The sequence below is a fragment of the Streptomyces sp. R302 genome (assembly GCF_012927245.1).
Classification (GTDB): Bacteria; Actinomycetota; Actinomycetes; order Streptomycetales; family Streptomycetaceae; genus Streptomyces.
Window position 1 is genome coordinate 394,480 of sequence record NZ_JABBGE010000008.1, and the last position, 25,645, is coordinate 420,124.

16 protein-coding genes and 1 riboswitch are annotated in these 25,645 nt (G+C 74.0%); of the genes, 9 read left to right on the top strand and 7 right to left on the bottom strand.

Annotated elements, in window-relative coordinates:
- Positions 1 to 27: 27 nt before the first annotated feature.
- From HHL19_RS25980 to HHL19_RS26000, 5 genes are all read right to left on the bottom strand, one after another.
- Positions 28 to 9,210: a type I polyketide synthase gene (locus HHL19_RS25980; protein ID WP_169092756.1), complete on the bottom strand. Its 9,183-nt coding sequence runs from the start codon at positions 9,208 to 9,210 to the stop codon at positions 28 to 30.
- A gap of 141 nt (positions 9,211 to 9,351) precedes the next feature.
- The gene (locus HHL19_RS25985) at positions 9,352 to 10,314 is read right to left on the bottom strand and encodes a 3-hydroxybutyryl-CoA dehydrogenase (protein WP_169092757.1); all 963 of its coding nucleotides are present in this window, start codon (positions 10,312 to 10,314) and stop codon (positions 9,352 to 9,354) included.
- Entirely contained in the window at positions 10,311 to 11,318 is a 1,008-nt protein-coding gene (locus HHL19_RS25990) for a ketoacyl-ACP synthase III (RefSeq protein WP_169092758.1), read from the bottom strand. The genes HHL19_RS25985 and HHL19_RS25990 overlap by 4 nt, the downstream gene beginning before the upstream one ends.
- 1 nt (position 11,319) lies before the next feature.
- Positions 11,320 to 12,663: a crotonyl-CoA carboxylase/reductase gene (ccrA, locus tag HHL19_RS25995; protein ID WP_169092759.1), complete on the bottom strand. Its 1,344-nt coding sequence runs from the start codon at positions 12,661 to 12,663 to the stop codon at positions 11,320 to 11,322.
- 420 nt (positions 12,664 to 13,083) lie between these two features.
- On the bottom strand, positions 13,084 to 14,304 hold the full coding sequence (locus tag HHL19_RS26000) for an MFS transporter (RefSeq protein ID WP_169092760.1): 1,221 nt from the start codon (positions 14,302 to 14,304) through the stop codon (positions 13,084 to 13,086).
- Positions 14,305 to 14,411: 107 nt separating this feature from the next.
- On the opposite strand from HHL19_RS26000, the gene HHL19_RS26005 reads away from it, so the two are divergent.
- Complete coding sequence (locus tag HHL19_RS26005) at positions 14,412 to 15,542, top strand: ROK family transcriptional regulator (protein ID WP_169092761.1); 1,131 nt, start codon at positions 14,412 to 14,414, stop codon at positions 15,540 to 15,542.
- A 244-nt stretch (positions 15,543 to 15,786) separates the two neighbouring features.
- Here the strand turns inward: HHL19_RS26005 and HHL19_RS26010 are convergent, their stop codons facing one another.
- Together HHL19_RS26010 and HHL19_RS26015 are read right to left on the bottom strand one after the other, a co-directional pair.
- Positions 15,787 to 16,545, bottom strand: a complete 759-nt coding sequence (locus tag HHL19_RS26010) for an SDR family oxidoreductase (RefSeq protein ID WP_169092762.1) — start codon at positions 16,543 to 16,545, stop codon at positions 15,787 to 15,789.
- Positions 16,546 to 16,681: 136 nt separating this feature from the next.
- Entirely contained in the window at positions 16,682 to 19,075 is a 2,394-nt protein-coding gene (locus tag HHL19_RS26015) for a chitinase C-terminal domain-containing protein (protein WP_169092763.1), read from the bottom strand.
- Positions 19,076 to 19,320: 245 nt separating this feature from the next.
- Positions 19,321 to 19,451, top strand: a riboswitch (FMN riboswitch).
- A gap of 175 nt (positions 19,452 to 19,626) precedes the next feature.
- Between HHL19_RS26015 and ribD the strand changes: the two genes are divergently transcribed.
- From ribD to HHL19_RS26055, 8 genes are all read left to right on the top strand, one after another.
- Entirely contained in the window at positions 19,627 to 20,712 is a 1,086-nt protein-coding gene (gene ribD / locus HHL19_RS26020) for a bifunctional diaminohydroxyphosphoribosylaminopyrimidine deaminase/5-amino-6-(5-phosphoribosylamino)uracil reductase RibD (RefSeq protein WP_169092764.1), read from the top strand.
- A gap of 2 nt (positions 20,713 to 20,714) precedes the next feature.
- Positions 20,715 to 21,323, top strand: a complete 609-nt coding sequence (locus HHL19_RS26025) for a riboflavin synthase (RefSeq protein ID WP_169092765.1) — start codon at positions 20,715 to 20,717, stop codon at positions 21,321 to 21,323.
- A 56-nt stretch (positions 21,324 to 21,379) separates the two neighbouring features.
- Positions 21,380 to 21,955: a nicotinamide mononucleotide transporter family protein gene (locus tag HHL19_RS26030; RefSeq protein ID WP_206325562.1), complete on the top strand. Its 576-nt coding sequence runs from the start codon at positions 21,380 to 21,382 to the stop codon at positions 21,953 to 21,955.
- Complete coding sequence (locus HHL19_RS26035; RefSeq protein WP_169092767.1) at positions 21,952 to 23,223, top strand: bifunctional 3,4-dihydroxy-2-butanone-4-phosphate synthase/GTP cyclohydrolase II; 1,272 nt, start codon at positions 21,952 to 21,954, stop codon at positions 23,221 to 23,223. The genes HHL19_RS26030 and HHL19_RS26035 overlap by 4 nt, the downstream gene beginning before the upstream one ends.
- Before the next feature lie 35 nt (positions 23,224 to 23,258).
- Complete coding sequence (gene ribH, locus HHL19_RS26040) at positions 23,259 to 23,756, top strand: 6,7-dimethyl-8-ribityllumazine synthase (RefSeq protein ID WP_169092768.1); 498 nt, start codon at positions 23,259 to 23,261, stop codon at positions 23,754 to 23,756.
- A 46-nt stretch (positions 23,757 to 23,802) separates the two neighbouring features.
- Positions 23,803 to 24,075 carry a phosphoribosyl-ATP diphosphatase gene (locus tag HHL19_RS26045; protein ID WP_031005643.1) on the top strand — a complete coding sequence of 91 codons (273 nt, stop codon included), beginning with the start codon at positions 23,803 to 23,805 and terminating at the stop codon, positions 24,073 to 24,075.
- Positions 24,076 to 24,174: 99 nt separating this feature from the next.
- Positions 24,175 to 25,023, top strand: coding sequence for an ATP phosphoribosyltransferase (gene hisG, locus HHL19_RS26050; protein ID WP_169092769.1), 849 nt, complete (start codon positions 24,175 to 24,177; stop codon positions 25,021 to 25,023).
- A 35-nt stretch (positions 25,024 to 25,058) separates the two neighbouring features.
- Positions 25,059 to 25,511, top strand: coding sequence for a PH domain-containing protein (locus tag HHL19_RS26055; RefSeq protein WP_169092770.1), 453 nt, complete (start codon positions 25,059 to 25,061; stop codon positions 25,509 to 25,511).
- Positions 25,512 to 25,645: the final 134 nt, after the last annotated feature.

The following is a 25,645-nucleotide window of genomic DNA, read 5'->3' on the forward strand; positions in this document are numbered from 1 at the left end:
GCGGAACGTGTCGGGCCGTGGAGCGTGTCAGTCGTCGGAGCCCTCGCGGGCCATCCGGATGAGGGCGTCGACGTCCATGTCGTCGATGGACTCGATGGCTTCGTCGTCCTCGGCCTCCCACTCCGCCCCGGCCTCCCCGCCCGTGCCGGGAGCGGGCGCGTCGGACACCGGGGGTGCCAGTTCGGTCAGCAGGTGGCCGGCGACCGCCTCGGGGGTCGGGTAGTCGAAGACGAGCGTCGCGGGCAGCCGCAGTCCGGTGGTGCGGCCGAGCCGGTTGCGCAGTTCGACGGCGGTCAGCGAGTCGAGGCCCAGTTCCTTGAAGCCCCGCTTCGCGTCGACGGAGTCGGCACCTCCGTAGGCCAGGGTCCCGGCCACCTCGGCCCGGACGAGGTCCAGGAGCAGCGCGTGCCGCTCCTCCTCGGCGCACTCCGCGAGCCGTTCGGCGAGGGTGGGACCGGCCGCCGGGGTGTCGGCCGGTCCGGCGGCCGCCTTGCGGGCGGCGGGTCGGACGAGGCCGCCGAACAGCGGCGGGATCGCGTCGCCGAGGGCGCGGAGCGCGGCCGGGTCGATCGGCAGGGGCACGGCGGTCGCCGCGTCGAGCCGCAGCGCCGCGTCCAGGAGGCGCATGCCCTGTCCGGCACCGATCGCGACCATGCCGGTCCGTGCGAAGCGGTCGCGGTCGGCGGCCGAGAGGCCGGCCGCCATGCCGCCGTCGGCCCAGGGGCCCCAGGCGAGCGAGGTGCCGGGGAGGCCGAGGGAGCGGCGGTGGTGGGCGAGGGCGTCCAGGAAGGTGTTGGCCGCCGCGTAGTTGGCCTGGCCGGCGCCGCCGAGGAGCCCCTGCACGGAGGAGTAGAGGACGAAGGCGGTCAGCCGGGCGTCGCGGGTGGCCTCGTGCAGGTTCCAGGCGGCGTCCGCCTTGGGCCGCAGGACCCGTTCCGTCCGCTCGGGCGTGAGCGACTCCAGGACTCCGTCGTCGAGGACGCCGGCGGCGTGCACCACCGCCCGCAGCGGGCGTCCGGCGGGGATCCCGGCGAGCAGCTCCGTCAGGGCCGCCCGGTCGGCCACGTCGCAGGCGGCGACGGTCACGTCCGCGCCCCGGGCGGTCAGCTCGTCCCGCAGGGCGGCCGCCCCGTCGGCGGCGAGTCCCCTCCGGCCGACGAGCAGGAGGTTCCGTACGCCGTGCTCCTCGACGAGGTGCCGGGCCAGCAGCGCGCCGAGGGCTCCGGTGCCGCCCGTGATCAGGACGGTGCCGTCCGGGTCCCACGGGCCGGTGTCGCCGTCGGGGACGACGGCCCGTTCGAGACGCGGGACGCGCGGCACGCCGGAGCGGATCGCCACCTGCGGCTCGCCCGTGGAGAGCGCCGTGCCGAGCGCCTCCTCGACGGCCTCCCCGTCCCACGCCGGGCCGGAGTCCGGTCCGGTCCCCGGGGCGGGGTCCAGGTCCAGGTCGACCAGGACGAGCCGGTCCGGATGCTCGGTCTGCGCCGCGCGCAGCAGGCCCCACACGGCGGCGTGCGGCAGGTCGCGCACGTCCTCGTCGGGTGCGGCGGCGACCGCGCGGTGGGTGACCACGACGAGCCGGGACGCGGTGAGACGGTCGTCCGCCAGCCAGGTCCGTACGAGGGAGAGGGCGCCGTCGACGGCCTCCCGGACGGGGTTTCCGCCCGCCGCGCCGTCGACGGCCTCCCGGACGGCGTCGCCGTCCTCCGCGCCCGTCCGGGCCGGCAGGAGCGGCAGCACGGCCACCGCGGGGGCGGGCTCGCCGGCGGCGACGGCGTCGCCGAGGGCGGCCACGCCGGAGTGGCGTGCGGCGGTCGGCAGCGCGAACCGGTCGTCGTCGCCGAGGACGGTCCAGGCTTCACGGCGGCGGTCGGCACCGCTCGCCGCCGCCGGGGCGGCCGGTGTCCACACCGGCCGGAACAGCGCCTCGTGGGCGCGTCCCCCGGCCGCCGCCAGCTGCTCGGCCGAGACGGGCCGGACGGCGAGCGAGGCGACCGAGGCCACGGGCGCGCCCGTCGTGTCGGCGAGTTCGATGGCGACCGATCCCGCGCCGGCCGGGGCCAGCCGGACCCGGACGGCGGCCGCACCGGTCGCGTACAGGGAGACACCGCTCCACACGAACGGCAGCCGGGCTTCGCCGGTGCCCGGCAGCACCCCCAGCTCGATGGCGTGCAGCGCCGAGTCCAGCAGGGCGGGGTGCAGGCCGAAGGCGGTGGCCTGCTCCTTCTGTCCCTCGGGCAGGGCGAGTTCGGCGAACACCTCGGTGCCCCGGCGCCAGGCGGACCGCAACCCCTGGAAGGCCGGCCCGTAGGCGAAGCCCTGCCCGGCGAGGTCCTCGTACCGTCCCGTCAGGTCCACCGGCTCCGCGTCCCTCGGCGGCCACGCGGTCAGTCCGCCGGCCGGGGCGGGCGGCCGGGGCGCGAGGGTGCCGGCGGCGTGCCGGGTCCACGGCTCGTCGAAGGCGTCGCCGTCGGGGCGCGAGTGGAGGGTCACGGGGCGGGCTCCGGTCCCGTCGGCGGCGCCCACCGCCACCTGGAGCCGCACGGCTCCCCGCTCGGGCAGCACCAGCGGCGCCTCCAGGGCGAGTTCCTCCAGGTGTCCGGCGCCGGCCTCGCTCCCGGCCCGCACGGCCAGCTCGACGAAGGCGGTGCCCGGCAGCAGGACCCGGCCGAGCACGGCGTGGTCGGCGAGCCAGGGGTGGGTCCTCAGCGAGATCCGGCCGGTGAACAGCGTCTCGTCGGTGTCGGCCCGGGTGAGGACGGCCCCGAGCAGGGGGTGTTCGGCCGCTCCCAGACCGGACGCGCCCAGGTCCCCGGCGGCACGCTCGGGCATCGCCCAGTACCGCTGGTGCCGGAAGGCGTACGTGGGCAGGTCGGCCTGGCGCGGCCCCGTGGCACCGGGCACGGCGTCCCAGGACGGGCCGGCTCCGCGCGTCCACAGCCGGGCGAGGCCGTGGGCGAGCGCGAGGGTGTCGGCACGGTCCTTGCGGAGCAGCGGGACGAAGTCCGCCTCCTCGTCCCCGTCCGCCAGGCACTCCCGGCCCAGGGCCGACAGGACGCCGTCCGGGCCGAGTTCGACGAAGGTCGTGACGCCCGCGTCCCGCAGAGTGCGGATCATGTCGGCGAAACGGACGGCCTCGCGCACGTGCCGGACCCAGTAGTCGGGCGAGCACACCTCCTCGGCCGGGATCACGTCACCGGTGACGTCGGAGACGATCGGGACGACGGGCGCCGCGTAGGTCAGGCTCTCGGCCACCGCCCGGAACTCGTCGAGCATCGCGTCCATGTGGGGCGAGTGGAAGGCGTGGCTCACCGTCAGCCGCCGGGTCCTGCGGCCGCGCTCCTCCAGCTCCTTCGCGATGGCCAGGGTGTCCAGCAGGTCGCCGGAGATGACCACGGAGGCGGGGCCGTTGACGGCGGCGATCGCGACGGCGTGTTCGCGTCCGGCCAGGAGGGGTGTCACCTCGGTCTCGGGGGCGAGGACGGAGACCATGGCGCCGTTCTGGGGCAGTGCCTGCATCAGTCGGCCCCTGGCGGCGACCAGTCGTGCGGCGTCCGTGAGCGACAGCACTCCCGCCACGTGCGCGGCGGCCAGCTCGCCGATCGAATGCCCGGCCACGAGATCGGCGGTGAGGCCCAGGCTCTCGGCGAGCCGGTAGAGCGCCACCTCCAGGGCGAACAGGCCCGTCTGGGTGAACTGCGTCTGGTCGAGGAGGCCTTCCTCCCAGTCGTCGGATCCGGCGAAGACGACCTCGCGCAGCGGTCGGTCGAGGTGGCCGTCGAGTGCGTCGCAGACGGCGTCGAAGGCGGCGGCGAACACCGGGTGGGCGGCGTACAGTTCGCGGCCCATGCCCGCGCGCTGGCTGCCCTGCCCGGTGAAGAGGAAGGCGGTCCGGCCGCCCGAGGCCTCACCGGTGACGAGCCGGGCGGACGCCCCGCCGGCCGCCAGCGTGTCCAGTCCCTCCACGAGTTCCGTACGGTTCGCGGCGAGGACGGCCGCGCGGTGGGCGAAGGCGGTCCGGCCGAGGGCGAGGGAGCGTCCGAGGGCCGGGAGGCTCACCTCGTCCAGGGCGTCGACGTGGGCGCGGAGCCGGGAGGCCTGCTCCACCAGGGCCTCCGGCGAGGTGGCCGAGAGGACGAGGGGCAGGGGGGTGTCGGCGGCGGTCGGAAGTTCGGGGGCGTCGCCGGGAGCGGCGTCCGTGGGGAGGCCGGCGGCTGCCTGTTCCGGAAGGTCGGCGGGCGCCTGTTCCAGAACGACGTGGGCGTTGGTCCCGCTGATGCCGAAGGACGAGACGGCGGAGCGGCGCGGGCGGCCGGTGTCGGGCCATTCCCGCTGCTCGGTGAGGAGTTCCACGGCCCCGGCGTCCCAGTCGACGAACGGCGTCGGTTCGTCCACGTGCAGGGTGCGGGGCAGTACGCCGTGGCGCATCGCCATCACCATCTTGATCACGCCGCCGACTCCGGCGGCGGCCTGGGCATGGCCGATGTTCGACTTCAGGGATCCCAGCCAGAGCGGCCGGTCGTCCGCCCGGTCCTGGCCGTAGGTGGCGATGAGGGCCTGTGCCTCGATCGGATCGCCCAGGCGGGTGCCCGTGCCGTGCGCCTCCACCGCGTCCACATCCCGCGCGGCGAGCCCCGCCGTGGTCAGCGCCCGCCGGATCACTTTCTGTTGTGCGGGGCCGTTCGGTGCGGTGAGGCCGTTGGAGGCGCCGTCCTGGTTGACGGCGGTGCCGCGGACGACGGCGAGGACGCGTCGTCCGTTGCGTACGGCGTCGGAGAGTCGTTCGACGACGAGGACGCCGACGCCTTCGGCCCAGCCGGTGCCGTCCGCGGAGGCCGCGAACGCCCTGCACCGGCCGTCCGCCGACAGGCCCTTCTGGCGGCTGAACTCGACGAAGGTCCCCGGCGACGCCATCACCGTCACCCCGCCCGCCAACGCCAGAGAACAGTCACCCTGACGCAGCGCCTGCACCGCCATGTGCAGCGACACCAGGGAGGAGGAGCAGGCCGTGTCCACCGTCACCGCCGGCCCCTCCAGACCGAACGTGTACGCCACCCGCCCGGACAGCACACTGGCCGCGCTGCCGGTCATCCGCTGGCCCTCGGCGCCGCCCTGTCCGGCATCGCTCGGATCGCGGAAGGCGAAGGTGCCCGCGTAGACGCCGGTGGTGGTGCCCCGGAGGGATTCCGGGTCGATCCCGGCCCGTTCCAGTGCTTCCCAGGAGACCTCCAGGAACTGGCGCTGCTGCGGGTCCATCGCCAGCGCCTCGCGTGGGGAGATGCCGAAGAACTCGGCGTCGAACCCGGCGGCCTCGTGCAGGAATCCGCCCTCGCGGGTGTACGAGGTCCCCGCCCGTTCGGCGGCCGGGTCGTACAGCTCCTCCAGGTCCCACCCGCGGTCCACCGGGAACCCCGAGACCGCGTCCCGGCCCGACGCCACCAGTCCCCACAGCTCCTCCGGCGACCCCACCCCGCCCGGATACCGGCACCCCATCCCCACGATGACGATCGGATCGTCCTCGGGGGCCGGGCCGGAGGCGGGGCGGAGAGCGGCGGAGTCCTCGGAGGCGCCGAGGAGTTCGGCGCACACGTATCCGACGACCGCGTCCGTGGTGGGGTGGTCGAAGATCAGGGTGGCCGGGAGCGGGACCCCGGTGGTCGTACCGAGCCGGTCGCGGAGTTCCACGGCGGTGAGGGAGTCGAAGCCGAGCTCCTTGAAGGTGCGCGCGGCGTCGACCGAGTCCGGCGAGGCGAGTCCCATGACGGCGGCGACGTCCGTACGGACCAGCTCCTCGACCAGGCGTTCCGCCGCCTCCCGGGACAGGCCGGCGACCCGCCCGGCGAGCCCTTCCGCGCCCGGCGCGGCCGTCGTCGCCCGCACCCGGTCGGACGCGGCGGAGCTGTCGGACGCGGCGGAGGCGGCGGCGGTGTCCGGGACCGTCGCGCGGCTCCGGACCGGCACGAGCACGGTGCCGTCGCGGAGGGCGGACTCGGGTTCGCCCGAGGCGATCGCCGCGGGCAGCGCCCGCAGCGATCCCCGCACGCCGCCCAGGTCCACCAGGCCGATGCGGCCCGGGCGCGCGGCGCTCAGGGCCTGCAGCAGTCCCCACAGCGTGGCGGCCGTCCGGTCCGGCGGGGTGTCGCCGGCTCCGGTGTCGACGGCGCCGCGGGTGACGCACACCAGCCGGGACCCGGCGAGACGGTCGTCCGCCAGGCAGGCACGCACCCGGTCGAGGATCGGGGCGAGCGCGGTCCGGACCTCCTCGGCCGGTGCCTCCTCCAGCCCGTCCTCCGCCGGCGCCGGGCACGACACGAGGATCACGTCGGGCGCTCCGGCGGCGGACGCGATCGCCAGGGCGGCCGGGTCCGGGTGGACCGTCACGCCTCCCGTCGCCGTGGTGAGGGCGGTGGCCAGGCCGAACTCGTCCCGTCCCGCGATGGCCCAGAGCCCGGTCGGCGCGTCCACCGGGGCGACGTCCAGGGGGGTCCAGGCGTCCGGGGAGAGCCCGGCGCGCGCCCCGGCGGGGAGCGCGGGGAGCGCGGGCAGCCAGTGGGAGCGGCGCTGGAAGGCGTACGTCGGCAGCGCGACGCGCCGGGCGTCCCGGCCCGCGCCAATCCGCTCCCACGCCACGGTGGCACCGTTGACGTGGATCGTGGCGAGCGCGCCGAGGAGCGCGGCCGCCTCGGGCCGGCCGCGTCGCGCGGTCGCGGCGAAGACGGCGTCGTCCCGGTCCGGCAGGCAGTCCCGCCCCATCGCGGTGAGCACCGCGTCCGGTCCGATCTCCAGGAAGTGGCGCGTGCCGCGTTCCGCGAGCGTGCGCACGCCGTCGTGGAAGCGGACCGCCTCCCGGGCGTGCCGTACCCAGTAGTCGGGGGTGGCGATCTCGCTCGCGGCGACGGTGCGGCCGGTCAGGTTGGACACGACGTCGATGCGGGGCGGGTGGTAGTCGAGGCCGGCCGCCACCGCTCGGAAGGCGTCGAGCATCGGGTCCATGCGGGGCGAGTGGAACGCGTGGCTGACCCGCAGCCGGGTGGTCTTGCGGCCCTGGGCCCGCCACCGTCCGGCGAGGTCGAGCACGACGTCCTCGTCGCCGGCGAGCACGGTCGAGAGGGGCCCGTTGAGGGCGGCGACGGAGACCCGGTCGCCCAGGCCGGCGAGGGTGGGCAGCACCTCCTCCTCGGACGCCTGGACGGCGACCATGGCGCCGCCCGCGGGCAGGCTCTGCATCAGCCGGCCCCGCGCCGCGACGAGGGCGGCGGCGTCCTCCAGCGACAGTACACCGGCGCAGTGGGCCGCAGCGATCTCGCCGACGGAGTGGCCGACGACGACGTCCGGGGCGACGCCCCAGTCCGTCAGCAGGCGGAAGAGCGCGGTCTCGTACGCGAAGAGCGCCGCCTGGGTGTAGGCGGTGAGGTCCAGCGGCGTGCCGCCGTCGCGGGCGGAGGCCTCCTCGGGTTCGGGCCGGAACATCAACTCGCGCAGCGGGCGGTCGAGATGGGCGTCGAGCAGGGCGCAGACCTCGTCCAGTGCCTCGGCGAAGACCGGGTGGGCCGCGTACAGTTCCCGGCCCATGCCCGCGCGCTGGCTGCCCTGCCCCGTGAAGAGGAAGGCGAGGCCGCCGGGGCGGGCCGTGCCGGTGACCGCCCCGAGCGGGGTGTGCCCGGCGGCGAGCCCGGTGAGTGCGGCGCGCGCGGCGTCGGGGTCCTCGGCGAGGACCAGGGCCCGGTGCTCGAAGTGGGTGCGGGTGACCGCCAGCGAGTGGGCGAGGTCGTCGAGACGCTGCCCGGGGTGGGCGTCCAGGTGGGCGCGCAGGGCGTCGGCCTGGGCGCGCAGGGCGTCGGCGGTGCGGCCGGACACCGCGAGCGGCGTGGGCGCCGCGGGCGTGCCGGCCGTGTCGTCCGCGGTGCGGAGGGGCTCCCGCGCCGGGTCCGCCGCGGCCAGGACGAGGTGGCAGTTGGTGCCGCCCATGCCGAACGAGGAGACTCCCGCGAGCAGTCGGCCGTCGTCGGGGGCGGTCAGGGGGGTGAGGCGGTCGTTGACTCGGAGGCGGAGTTCGCCGAGGGGGATGGCGGGGTTGGGGGAGCGGAAGCCGAGGCTCGCGGGCAGCGCCCGCGCGCGCAGCGAGAGGACGGCCTTGAGGAGGCCCGCGATGCCCGCGGCCCCCTCCAGATGTCCGATGTTGGGTTTGGTGGAGCCGACGAGCAGCGGTGTCCGCTCGGACCGCCCGCTGCCGTGCCCGAGGACGGCTCCGACCGCCGCGGCCTCCACGGGGTCGCCGAGGGGGGTGCCGGTGCCGTGCAGCTCCACGAAGCGGACGGTCGCGGGGTCGACCCCGGCCCGCCGGTAGGCGAGGCGCAGGACCTCCTCCTGCGCGGCGCCGTTCGGGGCGGTGAGGTTGTCGCCGCCGCCGTCGTTGTTGACGGCTCCGCCGAGGACGACGGCGTGGATCGTGTCGCCGTCGGCGCGCGCCCGGCTCAGCGTCTTGAGGACGACGAGGCCGCCGCCCTCGCCCCGCACGTAGCCGTTGGCGCGCTCGTCGAAGGTGTAGGTGCGTCCGTCGGGCGACAGGGCGCCGAAGCGTTCGGCGACCGTGAATCCCTCGGGCACCAGGTTGAGGTTGACTCCACCGGCGAGGGCCACGTCGCAGTCGCCCTTGCGCAGGCTCTCGCAGGCGGACTGGACGGCGACGAGCGAGGAGGACTGCGCCGTGTCGATGACGAGGCTCGGGCCGCGCAGGCCGAGGACGTAGGAGACGCGGTTGGCGATGAGGCCCCGGGTGAGGCCGGTGAGGGTGTGGTGGGTGACGGCGTCGGCGCCGCGCTCGTGCGCGAGTTTCGCGTAGTCGTCCCCGATCGCGCCGACGAAGACGCCGGTCGGTGTCCCCCGGAGCGTGCCGGGCACGATGCCCGCGTTCTCCAGCGCCTCCCAGGCGAGTTCGAGCATCAGGCGCTGCTGCGGGTCGACGAGCGCCGCCTCGCGCGGGGTGATGCCGAAGAACTCGGCGTCGAACCGGTCGACGTCGTCGAGGAAGCCGGCCGGCCGGCTCACCGACCCGGCGGGCAGGCCGGGACGGGCGGCCGGCGGCCGGTCGGACACCGCGCCGGCACCGTCCGTGAGCAGTTTCCAGTACGCCTCCGGCCCCGTCGCTCCGGGGAAGCGGCAGGCCGTCCCGACGACGGCGATGGGCTCCTCGGCCACTGCACTGTGCATGGTGTGCGGTTCCTTTCCGTGGTCGCGCGGGCGCGCGGGAGGCGCGGCGGGCGTGCTGAAGGCCGGCACGGTGACCGGGAGGCGACGTGCGGGGGAGGGGAGGGGAGGGAGAGAGGGTGGGGGTGGGGGCGGGGGTGGGGCTCAGCCGTACGTGTAGAAGCCCCGGCCGGACTTCTTGCCCAGCAGGCCGGTCTCGACCATGCGCAGGAGCAGCGGCGGAGGCGCGTACAGGGGCTCCTTGAACTCCTCGTACATGGCCTGGGCGATGGAGACGGTGGTGTCCAGGCCGATGAGGTCGGCGAGCCGGAGCGGCCCCATGGGGTGCGAGCAGCCGTCGACCATGCCGGCGTCGACGACCTCGGCCGTGACGCGGCCGCTCTCGACCATCCGGACGGCCGAGAGGAGGTACGGGAAGAGCAGGGCGTTCACGACGAAGCCGGCCCGGTCGGGGGAGGTGATCGGCTTCTTCCCGAGGACGTCGCGCGTGAAGACGAGGGCCCGTTCGCTCACGCGCGGCTCGGTCAGCACCGCGTCGACGATCTCGACCAGCGGCAGGACCGGCGCGGGGTTGAAGAAGTGCATGCCGATCACCTGACTGGGGCGGCCGGTGGCCGCGGCGAGCCGGGCGATCGGCAGCGAGGAGGTGTTGCTGGCGAGAATGGCGTCCGGGTCCGTGACGGTCTTGTCGAGGGTGGCGAACAGCTCCCGCTTCAGCTGCTCGTCCTCCTTGACCGACTCGATCACGAGCTGCCGGTCGGCGAACTCGCCGAGGTCCCGGGTGAAGGAGACCCGGGCGAGGGCCGCGTCGCGCTCCTCCGCGGTGAGCCTGCCCTTGGCGACGCCCCGGTCGAGGGACCGGCTCAGCCGCCGGGGGCCGTCGGCGAGGGAGGCCGAGGAGGACACCCGCACGCGGACGTCCAGGCCCGCGCGGGCGCACAGTTCGGCGATGCCGCTGCCCATGATGCCGCTGCCGACGATGCCGACGCGCCGGATGTCCGACTGCGGCGGCACGGGTGCGGCGGTCGCGGCCGTACGGGTGTCGGCGCCGGTCACCGCCGTACCGGAGTCGGTGTCGGTGTCGGTGGTCGTGTCGAGGTGGGTCATGCTCCGGTCCCCCAGGTCAGAAGCGCCGCTCCGATCGACATGCCGCCGCCGAACCCGGCGAGCAGCACCAGCTGCCCCGGGGACAGCGCCCCGCTGCGGTGGGCGTCGTCGAGAGCGACGGGAACCGACGCGCTGCCCACGTTTCCGTACGTCCGCAGGGTGCGGTGGGTCACCGCGCGCTCCAGGCCCGCGCGCTCCACCACCTCGCTGAGCAGGACTCCGTTGGCCTGGTGAGGCACGAAGTGATCGACCCGGGCGAGGTCCACGCCGGTGCGCCGGGCGAGGTCGCCGAGCGCCCGGGGCACCTCGTCGGAGACGAAGTCCCGGACCCCGCGGCCGTCCATCCGGAAGAAATGGCCCCCTTCGGCCACCGTCCGCTCGCTGGCCGGATTCCGGCTGCCGCCGGCCTCGACGCGGATCAGGTCGTGGGCGTCGCCGCGGCTGGCGAGGTCGATGCCGATGATCCCGTACGGAGCGGGCACCGCCCCGACCACCGCGGCGCCGGCGCCGTCGGCGAAGAGCACGGCGGTGCGGCGGTCGTCGAAGTCGAGGATGCGCGAGTAGAGGTCGGCGCCGATGACGAGGACGCGGCTGTCGGGCCGGGCCAGTACCAGGCAGCGCGCCAGCTCCAGCGCGTACACGAACCCGCTGCAGACGACGTTGACGTCGAAGCAGGAGGCGTTGACGGCTCCCAGGCCCGCCTGCACGAGGTACGAGGTGGGTGGTTGGGGGAAGTCGCCGGTCGAGGTGGAGACGATGATGTGGTCGATGGCGTCCGGTTCGAGGCCGGCCTGTTCGAGGGCGTTCTCGGCGGCCCGCACGGCCAGGTCGGAGGTGGCTTCGAAAGGGGCGGCGTAGCGCCGCGAGCGGATCTGGGTCTTCCGCTCGATCCACTCGGCGGTGACGCCGACGCGGGCGGCGACCTCCTCGTTGTCGACCTCGCGTTTGGGCAGGTAGGAGCCGGTCGCGAGGATCCCGATCCCGGTGGCGCCGTGGGCCGTCATGTCAGACCGTCCCACGGGCGGCGCGCAGCGGGTTGATCCGGTCCTCGCCGAGGCGGGCGCGGAGGACGGGGTCGGTGACCCCGAGGCCCTCCTCCGGCGCCAGGCAGAGCACGCCGACCTTTCCGGTGTGGCGGTTCTCCTGGACGAGCCGGGCCGCCTCGCCGACCTCGGAGAGCGGGTAGACCCGGGAGAGGACCGGTGAGAGGTGCCCGAGCTGGAAGAGCCGGTTGCACTCGGCCTGCTCCTGGAGGTTCGCGGCGTGGCTGCCGACGATGCGCTTCAGGTTCATCCACAGGTAGCGGTTGTCGTAGTGGTGGTCGTAGCCCGTGCTGGATCCGCAGGTGACGACGGTCCCGCCCTTGCGGACGACGAAGACGGAGATGCCGAAGGTGGCCCTGCCGACGAAGTCGAAGACGATGTGCGGGTCCTCGCCCACCTGGCGGCGGATCTCCCGGCCGAGCGCCTTGCCGAGCTCGACGGTCCGTTCGGGACCGGGGGCGGTGTCGCCGCCGAGACCCACCTCCGAGCGGTCGATGACGACCTCGCAGCCCAGTCGGCGCAGGAGTCCGGCCTTGTGCGGGGAGCTGACCACGCCGACGGGGATGCCGCCGGCGTTCTTCACCATCTGGACGGCGAACGCGCCGAGCCCACCGGTCGCGCCCCAGATCAGCACGATGTCGCCCTGCTTGACGCGGGCGCCGTTGTCGCCGACGAGCATCCGGTAGGAGGTGGCCGCGGTCAGCATGACGCTCGCGGCTTCCTCCCAGGTCAGGTGCGCGGGCTTGGGGAGCAGCTGGCTGGCTCGGACGACGCTGTAGTGGGCGAGGCCGCCGAAGTTCGTCTCGTAGCCCCAGATGCGCTGTTCGCCACCGAGCATGGCGTCGGCGTGGGTCGCCGGCTCCTCCGCGTCGACCTGGACGCAGCTGACGACCACGTGGTCGCCGACGTGCCAGCGGCGGACCGCGGCGCCCACCCGGACGACGACGCCCGCGGCGTCCGAACCGACGACGTGGTACGGCTGGTCGTGGCGCACCGCGTCGCCTCCCCGGCGGCCGTACCGCCGCAGGAAGTCGAAGGTCGGCTTGGGCTCGAACGTGGCCGACCAGACGGTGTTGTAGTTCACCGAGCCGGCCATGACCGCGACGACGACCTCGTCCGGTGCCGGCTCGGGCATGGGCACGGGGCCCACGTGGAGCGACTTGCGGACGTCCCGGTCCTCGGTGCCCGTGAACATGTCCACGTCCGACGCGCGCAGATGCGCCGCCGTGTACCGCGCCGGGAGCGGGTGCCGTTCCAGTTCCTCGGGTCCGGCCCCGGCCAGCAGGGCCTCGGCGAGAACGTCCATGCGTCCCCCTTCTGGATGAGCTCGGTGCGCACGGCGGAGCGGCGGACGGCAGGCGTCCGCCGACGACCTCGCGTGTGCTGCCGCCGCGTGCCGAGACGAGTGGGAAGTGGTGCGGGAACATGGGGCGCGACGTCACCGCGCTGTGAGCCACTCGATCGCCCCGGTACGGACGACGGTACGCAGGCCGGGGGCGCAGCCCCACCCTTAACCGTCCCCTAGGCGGGACCCCGACGGCCCGGTACGACCGGCCCGCGACCGGGGTCGGCGGTCCGCCGCACAGGGGTACCCCAGTGCGGTCCGTCGCACTGGGGTACCCCTGCTCCTGCTACTGGGGTGGACGCTCCGAGCCACGCCGCCGCCAGGGGACCGGCCGGGGGAGGGGGAGGGGGGAGGGGGCTCGAAGGCGCCCGCGCGACGGGGTCAGCCGACCGGGCCCGCGCTCTTCGCCGCGTCCGTCCCGGTCGGTGCGGCGGACGGGACCCGCGGGGCGGTCCGCAGTACGCCCGCGCCCAGGACCAGGCCGAAGGCGAGCGCGGTGACCAGTCCGAAGGAGAGGACCAGCGAGGTGGCGTCGGCGATGCCGCCGATCGCGGAGGGGGCGATCAGACCGGAGGTGTACGTGATGGTGGCGACGCCCGCGATGGCCTGGCTCGGGTTCGGGCCGCTGCGCGCGGCGGCGGCGAAGGCGAGCGGGACGACGACCGCGACCCCGAGGCCGACCAGGCCGAATCCGGCCATCGCCACGGCGGAGTTCGGGGCGACGACGACCATGACCCCGCCCAGGGTGGCGGCGACGCCCCCGACCCGTACGGTACGGACCGCGCCGAAGCGGTCCACGACCCGGTCGCCGATCAGCCGGGCCACGGCCATGGTGAGCGCGAAGGCGGTGGTGGACGCGGCGGCGAGACCGGCCGAGCCGCCCAGCTCGTCGCGGAGGTAGACGGCCGACCAGTCGAGGCTGGCACCCTCGGCGAAGACCGCGCAGAAGCCGATCGCGCCGATGACCAGGGCGGACTTCGGGGGCAGCGCGAAGCGCGGCGGGGCCTCTTCCTCCTCGGCGGGCGCCGGGTCGAGCACGTACTGGCAGCAGGCGAGGCCGAGGGCGGTGAGGACGAGCGCGGCGATCAGGTGGTGGAGGCGGGCGTCGGCGCCGAGGTGGGCGGCGACGGTGCCGGCCGCCGAGCCGAGCAGGGCGCCCACGCTCCACATGCCGTGCAGGCTGGACATGATCGAGCGGCCGAGCCGGTTCTCGGTCTCGACACCCAGCGCGTTCATCGCCACGTCGGACATGCCGGCCGTCGCGCCGTAGGCGAAGAGGGCCGCGCACAGGCCCCAGATGTTCGGCGCGAGCGACGGCAGGACGAGCGCGAGGGTCCACAGGGCGAGCAGCCCGCGCAGGGCGGTGCGGGCGCCGAAGCGGTGGCTGATCCGGCCGGCCAGCGGCATGGCGAGCGAGGCGCCGAGGGCGGGGAAGGCGAGCGCGAGGCCGAGCTGGCCGGCGCTCACCCCCGCGTGCTCCTGGATCCAGGGGATCCGGGTCGCGAAGCTGCCGGTCACGGCGCCGTGCACGCAGAAGACGGCGGCGACGGCGAAGCGGGCGCGCCGGAGCCGATCGGAGCTGAGGACGGTCTCCGCCGCCATGGGTCCTCCCCGGGTCGAATCGTGTGGCCGTAAACTATCAGGGACCCTGCCTGATAAATAGTGGTCCGGAGAGAAGACGGCGGGGAAGCGTCTGAGAGGATCACCGCATGGCCGCATCCCCGAGCACCGCCCGGGCCCTCAACGACCGGCTCGCCCTGCGTCTGCTCCAGGACGAGGGCCCGTTGACGGCAGCCCAGCTCAAGACCCTCACCGGGCTCTCCCGGCCCACCGTCGCCGACCTCGTCGAGCGGCTCAGCGGCTCCGGCCTGGTGCACGTCGTCGGCGAGGCCGGAGCCGAGCGCCGCGGCCCCAACGCCAAGCTGTACGGACTCGTCGCCGACCGCGCGCACCTGGCCGCGCTCGACATCCGCACCCGCTCGGTCACCGTCACCGTCACCGACCTCCTCGGCACCCCGCTCGCCGAGGCCGCCGCCCCCGTCGGGGCGCACGCCGGCACCGGCCCCGCCGTCGAGCTGGCCGTCGCCCTCCTGGAGCGCACCGCCGAGGAGGCCGGCGTCGCGCGGCTCCACTCCGTCGCCGTCGGCGCCCCCGGGCTCGTCGACCCGGCGACCGGGGAGCTCCGCGACTCCACCGGACTGCCCGCCTGGCACCGCCGGCTCGTCGCCGTCCTCCAGGAACGGCTCCCCGCCCAGGTGCTCGTCGAGAACGAGACCAACCTCGCCGCCGTCGCCGAACTCCGCGAGGGCGCCGCGGTGGGCCGCGAGGACTTCGTCCTGCTCTGGCTCGGCCAGGGCGTCGGCGCCGCCGTCGTCCTCGGCGGACGGCTGCGCCGCGGCGCCTCCGGCGGCGCCGGAGAGATCGGCTTCCTGCCCGTGCCCGGCACCTCCGGGCTGCCGTCGGCCACCGGCTGCGACGGCGGCTTCCACGAACTGGCCTGCGCGGCGGCCGTCGGGGCCCTCGCCGCCGACCACGGCCTCGACCCGGCCGACGCGCTCGCCTCGGGCCACGGCCCCTTCCTCGACGCCCTCGCCCGCCGGCTCGCGATCGGCGCGGCGGCCGTCGCCGCCGTCCTCGACCCCGGCTGCGTGGTCCTCGCCGGCGAGATCGGCCACCAGGGCGGCCCGGAACTCGCCGCCCGCGTGGAGGCCGAACTCGCGACCCTCTCCCCGCTCCGCACCGAGGTCCGCGCCACCGCCCTCGGCGACGCGGCCGTGCTCCGCGGCGCCCTGCTCAGGGCACGGGACGCGGCCCAGGACGAGCTGTTCCCGCAGGCCTAGGACGGGCTGTTCCCGCAGGCCTGGGACGGGTTGTTCCCTGCGGACCTGGGGCGGGCTGTTCCCGCAGACCCAGGACGAGCTGTTCCCGCAGCCTAGGACGGGCTGTTCCCCGCGGACCCAGAACGGGCCGGAGCGCGGACCCAGAACGGGCCGGAGCGCGGACCCAGAACGGGTCGGAGCGCGGGCCTCGGTGCGGGCCCGAGCGGCGGGCCTCGGGCGGGCCTCGGCTCGGGCCGAAGCGCACCTAGGACGGGTCGGCGCGGGGAGGCCCGAACCGCCGGGCGAGGAACTCGTCGAACGTCAGCCGGCCCACCGCCCGGTCCGGCGCCAGGTGCCCGCCGCGCCGCAGCTCCCGGTAGACACCGCCCGGCAGCGGCACCTCCACGAGCCGGCGCCGTCGTCCGCTCGCCCGCAGGTAGGCGCGGGCCAGGTCGGGGAAGGTGCGGATCTCGGGGCCGCCCAGGTCCTCCACCCGGCCCGCCGGAGGTCCGGCGGCGAGCTCGGCGAGGCGTGCCGCCGCCTCGGTCGCCTCCACCGGCTGGACCCGGACCTCCTTGGGCAGCGGCATCACGGGCGGCTTGGCGAGGATCTGCAGCAGCTGGAGGACCAGGTCGTGGAACTGGGTGGCGCGCAGCAGGGTCCAGGGGATGCCGGACGCCTGGATCATGCGCTCCACCGCGTACTTGGTCCGGAAGTACCGGCGCGGCACCCGGTCGACCCCGACGATCGAGATGTACAGCAGGTGCGGCACCCCGGCCCGCCGCGCGGCGTCGATCAGGAGGCGGGCGGCCTCCTCGTCGCCGCGGAGGATGTTGCTGCAGTGGACGACCGCGTCCACCCCGTCGACCGCCCGGTCGAGCAGCGGTCCGCCCTTGCGCAGGTCGACGGCGTACGGCGGTGAGTGCCGGCTGAGCACCCGCACCTCGTGGCCGTCCGCGCGCAGCCGCTCGCAGACGGGCGTTCCGAGCGTCCCCGTGCCACCGGTCACCAGGATCGTGCTCATGGTTCCAGCGTGACCTGCCGGGGGCGCGAACGCGACCGCGCCGCGCCCCGGACAGGGGGGCGCGGCGCGGAGGGTGCGGCCCGGCGGCGGCCAAGGGCCGTGAGACCGCCGCCGGGGGTCTTGCGGGGGTGGTGCGTCAGCAGGCGCCGAGGTCCTGCCAGACGCCCCACTCACCGGTGGTGCCGGGCGCCTCGTTCTGCGTCCACCACTTGGCCTTCCACGTGTGGCCGTTGTGGGAGACCTCGTTGCCCGCGTTGTAGACCTGGCCGGCCACGTACGCCGGGGCCGCGCAGCCCGCGGGCGGCGTCGTCGGCGGCGTGGTCGGCGGGGTGGTCGGGGGAGTGGTCGGCGGGGTCGTCGGCGGGGTCGTCGGCGGCGTGGTGGGCGGGGTGGTCGGCGGCGTGGTGCCCGTGCCGGGCTCCACCGTCGTCGTGCCGCGCGCCAGGTCGCCGGCGAGGGCGTACGTGGTGCCGTCGATGTTCACCGTCCAGTTGGAGGGGGTGGACACCGGCAGGTAGTAGTTGAAGGAGAGCTCGACGGTCGCGCCGGGGGCCAGGGTCTGCCAGGCCGGGAGCTTCAGCGAGACCCGGTGGAAGTCGCCCTTCAGACCGCCCACGTTGGAGCCCGTGTGGTCGCTGCTGACGACCTTGGTGCCGAAGCCGGACTGGTCGGAGGCGTTGGCCGGGGCCGAGGTGCCGTAGTCGAACTGGAACTCCGTGCCGCCGGGCAGCGTGGTGTTCGTCCGGTTGGTGATCTTCACCTTGGGGGTGATCGGGTAGTTCGAGTCGCCCAGCTTGAACTCGGTGAAGGCGGTCTCGATGTTCACGGCCCGGTCCGGCAGCGCCTTGTTCGACTTCTTGGCGCCGTACGGGGTGGCGGCCTTGAACTTGTCGTACATCAGCGAGGTGAGCGTGGAGCCCATCTCGTACTGGCCCTTGGCCGCGTTCCAGGAGTAGTCGCCGGCCATCTCCCAGACCATGGTGCCGCCGATGCCGCGGTCGACCACGTAGTCGGCCTTGGCGGCCACGGACTGTTCGTCCTCGGTGGAGAGGAAGACCTTCTTCTCGGCGTTCCACAGCCACGGCGCGACCAGGGTCGAGTCGTACTTGCGGGCGTAGGTGCCGGTCAGGGTGGTGTTCGCGGGGAAGCCGTACTGGGTGACGTAGTCGCCGACGATCCCCTTCTCCAGGTTCTTGGCGTGCCACATCGGGTTGGAGCCGGCGGGCGACTCCTTGCCCGCGGTGTCCTTGTCGTGCCACAGGTTGTCGATGCCGACGGCGCCGTCACCGCACTTGGTCAGACCGGCGCCGGCCGGGCAGGTGGCCGCGGTGGCCTTGCCCCACAGGCCGTCGGTGCCGCCCTGCACGTTCTTGTGGCCGCGGGTGTAGTAGGGCAGGCCGATGTTGATCCGGCCGGCCGGCATGGAGCCGCGGAAGTAGTGGTACGCCCAGTCGGTGTTGAGGTAGCCGATCCCGCCGTACTGGGACGAGCCGTAGACGTTGGCGGCGGCGAGCTCGCCGTCCTTGCCGTCGTCGAAGAGCGAGGCGTTCGGGCCGACGTACTCGTTCCAGGCGCCGTGCAGGTCGTACGACATGATGTTGACGTAGTCCAGGTACTTCTGGACCTGGAAGGTCTCCATGCCGCGCAGCAGGTAGCCGGAGGACGGGGCGGCGACGGTCAGCAGGTAGTGCTTGCCGTCGGCGGCGCCGGCCGTGTCCAGCTTCTCGCGCAGGGACTTCATGAGGGCCGCGTAGCCCTGGACCAGGCCGGCGCGCCGGGCGTTGGCGAGGGTCCAGTCGAGCGGGTTGCCCGCGTCCTTCATGGTGGTCGGGTACTCGTAGTCGATGTCGACGCCGTTGAACCCGTACTTCCGGATGAAGTCGACCGCCGAGGTGGCGAAGGTGTCGATGCCGGCCTGGTTGACCGAGCCGTCGGCGTTGGTCGCCATCGAGTAGAAGCCGCCGGAGTTCACCCGGTCGCCGTTGTCGGCGAAGTACCCGCCGGTCTCGGCCCAGCCGCCGACCGAGATCAGCGTCTTGACGTCGGGGTGCTGCTTCTTGAACTTGTTCAGCAGGTTGAAGTGGCCCTTGTAGGGGAGGGCCGGGTCCATCTCGGCGCCGGCCACGCCGGGCCAGGTCATGCCGGTGGCCGCGTTGTCCGGCCCGTCCGTGCCGACCGAGAGCTTGTTGTCGCCGCCGATGTGGCCGAAGGCGTAGTTGATGTGGGTGATCTTGTCCCACGGGATGTCCTTGGCGAGGTACGCGGGCTCGCCGTTCTTTCCGGTGCGCCAGCCCGTGAAGTAGCCGATGACGCGGCGCTGGTGGTCGGTGCCCATCTTCTCGCGGCCCTCGGTGTCGTAGACCGAGCAGTAGGGCACGTCGACGCCGGGCGTCTTGTACAGGCCGTCGGGGCGACAGGACTCGTTGTCGGCCGCGTACGAGACGCCGCCGGCGAGCGAGCTGAGCAGCAGTCCGGCGACGGCGGCACCGGACGCGAGCAGCGACGCTCTCTTGGTCGTGGGGGACAGCACGATCTGGTCCTCCTCGGGGAGGTCAAAAAACACGCAACGAACAAGGGGGTGGTACGTGTTGGGCCCGTGGTGTGCGCACACCGGCGGACCGTGCCTCGGAGGTGACACGGACATTAAGAGGACTAGACCAGTGCGTCAATAGGTCTGGACCAAATGAACATTCCAGAAGGCCGTTGTGAGCCATCGCACAGAGATCGTGTGCATGACCTTTGACAAGGCGTGGCAGACTGGCCGTGTATCAGCAGCAGCGCACTCCGGGGTCGGTGTAATTCCGAACCGGCGGTATAGTCCGCGACCCGTCCGCAAGCCAGCGGCCGGTTGATCAGGTGAAATTCCTGGACCGACGGTGAAAGTCCGGATGGGAGGCAGTGCGCGGCGGGCGACCCCTGACAGGGGTGTGCCGGCCGTACGTCCGCTGGTGGCCGCGTTTCGCGTCGGCGCACCCGTGGACCTCCGGCCGTATCGGCACACCTGCTGCGCAGTCGTCGTATCCGCTCTCTGTCGTCATCGACAGGCCCCGGAGTCCGTGCCCGAAGAGGCAGGAGGACCCGGTGGACCGGCAGGCCGACATCACCGCCATGCGACGCGCCGTGGAGCTCGCCGCCCGCGGACTCGGCGCCACCAGCCCCAACCCCGTCGTCGGCTGCGTCGTCACCGACGCCTCCGGACGGGTCGTCGGCGAGGGCTGGCACCAGCGCGCCGGAGGCCCCCACGCCGAGGTCCACGCCCTGCGCGCGGCCGGCCAGGAGGCCCGCGGCGGCACCGCCTACGTCACCCTCGAACCCTGCAACCACACCGGCCGCACCGGTCCCTGCGCCCAGGCCCTGATCGAGGCCGGGATCGCCCGCGTCGTCTACGCCGTCGCCGACCCGAACCCGCAGGCCACCGGGGGTGCGGACACCCTCCGCGCGGCCGGCGTCGAGGTCGAGGGCGGCCTCCTGGAGGCCGAGGCCGAGGCGGGCAACACCGCCTGGCTCACCTCCGTCCGCACCGGCCGCCCCTTCGTCCGCTGGAAGTACGCCGCCACCCTCGACGGCCGGATCGCCGCCGCCGACGGCACCTCCCGCTGGATCAGCTCCGCCGAGTCCCGCGCCGACGTCCACCGGCTGCGCGCCGAGGCCGACGCCGTCCTGGTCGGCGGCGGAACGCTGCGCACCGACGACCCGCACCTCGCCGTCCGCGGCGTCGACGGCGCCGTCCAGCCGCTGCGGGTCGCCCTGGACACCCGCGCCGAGCTCCTGCCCACCGCCCGGATCCTCGACGACGCCGCGCCCACGCTGCTCGTCGTCGGCGAGGACGCCGACACCCGGCACCTGCCCGGCGTCGACCTGCTCCGGCTGCCGCCGCGCGACGGCCGCCTCGGCGTGCACGAGCTGCTCGCCCACCTGTACGCGCGCGGCATCCGCTCCGTCCTCCTCGAAGGCGGCCCCACCCTCGCGGGCGCCTTCGTCGCCGCGGGCGCCGTCGACCAGGTCGTCGGCTACCTCGCCCCGGTCCTCCTCGGCGCAGGGCCGAACGCCCTCGCCGACGCCGGAATCACCACCCTCACGCGCGCGTTGCGCCTCGACATCACCGAGACCGCACACATCGGATCCGATATCCGCATCACCGCCGTCCCGACCCTCAAGGGAGTCTGACCGTGTTCACCGGAATCGTCGAAGAACTGGGCGAGGTCGTCGCCGTCGAGCAGCTGGAGGACGCCTCCCGCTTCCGGCTCCGCGGCCCCGTGGTCACGGAAGGCGCCCAGCACGGCGACTCCATCGCCGTCAACGGTGTCTGTCTCACGGTCGTCGAGCACGGCGACGGCGAGTTCACCGCCGACGTCATGGCCGAGACCCTCAAGCGGTCCAGCCTCGGCGCCCTCGACGTCGGCTCCCGGGTCAACCTGGAGCGCCCCATGGCCGTCGGCGGCCGGCTCGGCGGACACATCGTCCAGGGCCACGTGGACGGCACCGGCACCATCCTGGAGCGCACCCCCTCCGAGCACTGGGAGCTCGTCAAGGTCGGCCTCCCCGCCCCGCTCGCCCGCTACGTCGTCGAGAAGGGCTCCATCACCGTCGACGGCGTCAGCCTCACCGTCGTCGAGGTCGGCGACGACTGGTTCACCATCAGCCTCATCCCCACCACCCTCGACCTGACCACGCTCGGCCTCAAGCAGAGCGGCGCACTTGTCAACCTCGAAGTGGACGTCATCGCCAAGTACGTCGAGCGGCTGCTCGGCACGGACGCACAGGAGAACGGCAAGTGAGCTGGCTCAACTCCGAGGCGTTCACCGTCCTCGACCAGCACATCATCTGGTCGGACATGATCGGCAACACGATCGGCCTCATAGCCCTGGCCCTCGGCTGGCGCCGCTCCATCCTCACCTGGCCCGCCCAGCTCCTCTCCGGCCTGATCCTCGTCGGCGCGTACGCCTCCGCCGACCTCGCCGGAGGCGTCGGCAAGCAGCTCCTCGTCATCGGCGTCGCCGCCTGGGGCTGGTGGCAGTGGAACCGCGGCAGGCAGCAGGCGCAGGACGGCTCCATCGCCGTCCGCTTCGCCACCTGGAAGGAGCGCGGCCTCCTCGCGGGCGGCGCCCTCCTCGGCACCCTCGCCGTCGGCGGCCTCTTCACCCTCTACCCGTCGCTCTCCTGGAGCCCGTGGGCCGACGCGTACATCTTCGTCGGCACCCTCGTCGCGATGGTCGCCCAGGCCCGCGGCCTGGTCGAGTTCTGGTTCGCCTGGCTCCTGGTCGACCTCGTCGGCGTCCCGCTCGCCTTCAGCAGCGGCCTCGCCTTCTCCGGCCTCGTCTACGTCGTCTACTTCGCCCTCGTCCTGTGGGGCATGCGCGACTGGTGGCTCCGGTCCCGCACCCCCGTCCTGGAAGGAGCCCCCGCATGAACCCCTGGGATTTCGATGAGAGCCTCGCCCTCGACCCCGTCGAGCAGGCGATCAGCGACATCGCCGCAGGCCGCCCGGTGGTCGTCGTCGACGACGAGGACCGCGAGAACGAGGGCGACCTCGTCATCGCCGCGGAGAAGGCCACGCCCGAGGTCGTCGCCTTCATGATGAGCGAGTGCCGCGGCCTGATCTGCGCCCCCATGGAGCACGACGAGCTGGAGCGGCTCGACCTCCCGCAGATGGTCGAGCACAACACCGAGTCGATGCGGACCGCCTTCACCGTCTCCGTCGACGCGGGCCCCGAGCACGGCGTCACCACCGGCATCTCCGCCGCCGACCGCGCCACCACCCTCCGGATGCTCGCGAGCGGCCGCCACGAGCCCTCCGACTTCGTCCGCCCCGGCCACATCTTCCCGCTGCGCGCCCGCGAGGGCGGCGTCCTCGCCCGCCCCGGGCACACCGAGGCCGCCGTCGACCTCGCCCGCCTCGCGGGCCTCCGCCCCGCCGGCGCGATCGTCGAGATCGCCGGCGAGGACGGCGTGATGCTCCGCCTGCCCGAACTCGTCCCCTTCGCCCGCAAGCACGGCCTGACGATCATCTCCATCGAGGACCTGATCGCCTACCGCCGCTCCGCCGAGCCCACCGTCCGCCGCGAGGCCGAGGTCCACCTCCCCACCGCCCACGGCGACTTCACCGCCTACGGCTACCGCTCCACCGTCGACGGAGTCGAGCACGTCGCCCTCGTCCACGGCGAGATCGGCGACGGCGCCGACGTCCTCGTCCGGGTCCACTCCGAGTGCCTCACCGGCGACGTCTTCCACTCGCTGCGCTGCGACTGCGGCCCCCAGCTCCAGGCGTCCATGGACCGCATCCAGAAGGCCGGCCGCGGCGTCGTCGTCTACCTCCGCGGCCACGAGGGGCGCGGCATCGGCCTGCTCTCCAAGCTGCGCGCGTACGAACTCCAGGAGCGCGGCCGCGACACCCTCGACGCCAACCTCGAACTCGGCCTGCCCGCCGACGCCCGCGACTACGCGGCCGGCGCCCAGATCCTCGGCGACCTCGGCGTCCGCAGCCTCCGCCTGATGACCAACAACCCCGACAAGATCGAGGCCCTCACCCGGCACGGCCTCACCGTCGAGGGCCGCGAGCCGATGCCCGTGACGGCCGGCGAGCACAACCTCCAGTACCTGCGCACCAAGCGGGACCGGATGGGCCACGACCTCCCCTGGCTCGACGGCTCCCCGGCCTCCACCTGCGGCAACCAGTAACCACCTCCGTACGACACACACCGGCTAGGAGAACCATGAGCGGCAAGGGCGCACCCGTCCTCAGCGTGAAGAACTGCGGCGACCTGCGGGTCGCGGTCGTCGCGGCCCAGTGGCACGAGAAGATCATGGACGGCCTCGTGGACGGCGCCCTGCGCGCGCTGTCCGAGCTCGGCATCGACGAGCCCACCCTGCTCCGCGTCCCCGGCAGCTTCGAGCTCCCGGTCGTGGCGAAGGTCCTCGCGGAGCGCGGCTACGACGCGGTCGTCGCCCTCGGCGTGGTCATCCGCGGCGGCACCCCCCACTTCGACTACGTGTGCCAGGGCGTCACCCAGGGCCTGGTGCAGGTCTCGATCGACACCGGAGTCCCCGTCGGCTTCGGCGTGCTGACCTGCGACAACGAGGAGCAGGCGCTGGACCGCGCCGGCCTGGAGGGGTCGAACGAGGACAAGGGCCACGAGGCCGTCACCGCCGCCGTCGCCACCGCCACCATCCTCCGGTCGGTCAGCGAGCCCTGGCGGAAGTCCACGGAGTGAACCCTGGCGACGGGGCCTCCGGGTGAACCCGTACTCTAAGGACATCATGGCGAACAAAACCTTCGAAGAGCTCTTCACCGAGCTTCAGCTCAAGGCCGCCAACGGCGACCCCAGCACCTCCCGCACCGCCGAGCTGGTCGGCAAGGGCGTCCATGCCATCGGCAAGAAGGTCGTCGAGGAGGCCGCAGAGGTCTGGATGGCCGCCGAGTACGAGGGCAAGGAAGCCGCCGCCGAGGAGATCTCGCAGCTGCTGTACCACGTCCAGGTGATGATGGTCGCGCGCGGGATCTCCCTCGACGACGTCTACGCCCACCTCTGAGCACGGCCCGTCCCGAGCACGGGCCGTCCCCGGCACGGCCCGCCCCTGAGCACGCACCCACCGTCTCCCACCACTCCCCAGGCAAAGGAAGCCCACCCCATGCTGCGCATCGCCGTCCCCAACAAGGGTTCCCTCTCCGGACCTGCGTCGGCCATGCTCCATGAGGCCGGCTACCGCCAGCGCAAGGAGTCCAAGGAACTGGTGGTCATCGACCCCGACAACGAGGTCGAGTTCTTCTACCTGCGGCCCAAGGACATCGCCATCTACGTGGCGTCCGGCAAGCTGGACATCGGCATCACCGGCCGTGACCTGCTGCTCGACTCCGGCGCCAGCGCCGAGGAGATCCTGGCGCTGAACTTCGGCCGCTCCACCTTCCGCTACGCCACCCGCCCGGGCACCGCCAAGGGCCCGGAGGACTTCGGCGGCATGACGATCGCCACCTCCTACGAGGGCATCGTCGCCAAGCACCTCGCCGACCAGGGCATCGACGCCTCCGTCGTCCACCTGGACGGCGCCGTCGAGACCGCGATCCAGCTGGGCGTCGCCCAGGTCATCGCCGACGTCGTCGAGACCGGCACCAGCCTGCGCAACGCCGGCCTGGAGGTCATCGGCGAGCCGATCCTCAAGTCCGAGGCGATCGTCGTCCGCCGCCACGGCGCCGAGACGGACCAGCCGCAGGTCCAGCAGTTCCTGCGCCGCCTCCAGGGCGTCCTGGTCGCCCGCAGTTACGTGATGATGGACTACGACTGCCGCGCCGAGCACCTGGAGCAGGCCGTCGCCCTCACCCCCGGCCTGGAGTCGCCGACCGTCTCCCCGCTGCACAACGAGGGCTGGGTCGCCGTCCGCGCGATGGTCCCGGCCAAGGAGGCGCAGCGGATCATGGACGACCTGTACGAGATCGGCGCCCGCGCGATCCTCACCACCGCGATCCACGCCTGCCGTCTCTGATCCCCGCCGCTCCATTCCTGGCACCGAGGTACCCGATGTCCGAGCCGTCCACGCCCGCCCTCCCGGTCACCTTCCGGCCGGGCCGCACCCGCGCCGTCCTGCTGACCGTGGGCGTCGCCATGTTCGCGGCGATCACCGCCGTGGCCCTGATGCTGGAGCGGCTCGGGCCGGGCGAGCGGGCCAGCTTCGTCCTCACCGCCGTCCTCTTCCTCGGCGTCCTGGTGCTGCTGAGCCGCCCCAAGGTCGTCGCCGACAGCGAGGGCGTCACGGTCGTCAACATCACCCGCACCCGGCGCCTCGCCTGGGCGGAGATCCTCCGCGTCAACCTCCGTCCCGGCGACCCGTGGGTCTTCCTGGACCTCAGCGACGGCACCAGCCTGCCGGCCCTCGGCATCCAGCCCGGCATCGCCAAGGAGTCCGCCATCAGGGACGCCCGCGCCCTGCGGGCCCTCGCGGACAGCCGGGGCACCGGAGCCGAGGCGGCCTGAACCCCGGCCGGACCCCGATCCCGGCCTTCGGGCGAGCCCCGGACCGTCCCCCATCCGGGGCGTCCCCCCTGCCCCACGGGGCCTTCGCGTGGCTACTCTTGAGGCGGTGGTGCCGAGTGCGCCACCGCCTCGCG

Bases quoted from the DNA above. Each gene is read 5' to 3' on its own strand.
- HHL19_RS25980 (WP_169092756.1), bottom strand. From the start codon at position 9,210: ATGCACAGTGCAGTGGCCGAGGAGCCCATCGCCGTCGTCGGGACGGCC.
- HHL19_RS25985 (WP_169092757.1), bottom strand. From the start codon at position 10,314: ATGACCCACCTCGACACGACCACCGACACCGACACCGACTCCGGTACG.
- HHL19_RS25990 (WP_169092758.1), bottom strand. From the start codon at position 11,318: ATGACGGCCCACGGCGCCACCGGGATCGGGATCCTCGCGACCGGCTCC.
- ccrA (WP_169092759.1), bottom strand. From the start codon at position 12,663: ATGGACGTTCTCGCCGAGGCCCTGCTGGCCGGGGCCGGACCCGAGGAA.
- HHL19_RS26000 (WP_169092760.1), bottom strand. From the start codon at position 14,304: ATGGCGGCGGAGACCGTCCTCAGCTCCGATCGGCTCCGGCGCGCCCGC.
- HHL19_RS26005 (WP_169092761.1), top strand. From the start codon at position 14,412: ATGGCCGCATCCCCGAGCACCGCCCGGGCCCTCAACGACCGGCTCGCC.
- HHL19_RS26010 (WP_169092762.1), bottom strand. From the start codon at position 16,545: ATGAGCACGATCCTGGTGACCGGTGGCACGGGGACGCTCGGAACGCCC.
- HHL19_RS26030 (WP_206325562.1), top strand. From the start codon at position 21,380: ATGATCGGCAACACGATCGGCCTCATAGCCCTGGCCCTCGGCTGGCGC.
- HHL19_RS26035 (WP_169092767.1), top strand. From the start codon at position 21,952: ATGAACCCCTGGGATTTCGATGAGAGCCTCGCCCTCGACCCCGTCGAG.
- ribH (WP_169092768.1), top strand. From the start codon at position 23,259: ATGAGCGGCAAGGGCGCACCCGTCCTCAGCGTGAAGAACTGCGGCGAC.
- HHL19_RS26045 (WP_031005643.1), top strand. From the start codon at position 23,803: ATGGCGAACAAAACCTTCGAAGAGCTCTTCACCGAGCTTCAGCTCAAG.
- hisG (WP_169092769.1), top strand. From the start codon at position 24,175: ATGCTGCGCATCGCCGTCCCCAACAAGGGTTCCCTCTCCGGACCTGCG.
- HHL19_RS26055 (WP_169092770.1), top strand. From the start codon at position 25,059: ATGTCCGAGCCGTCCACGCCCGCCCTCCCGGTCACCTTCCGGCCGGGC.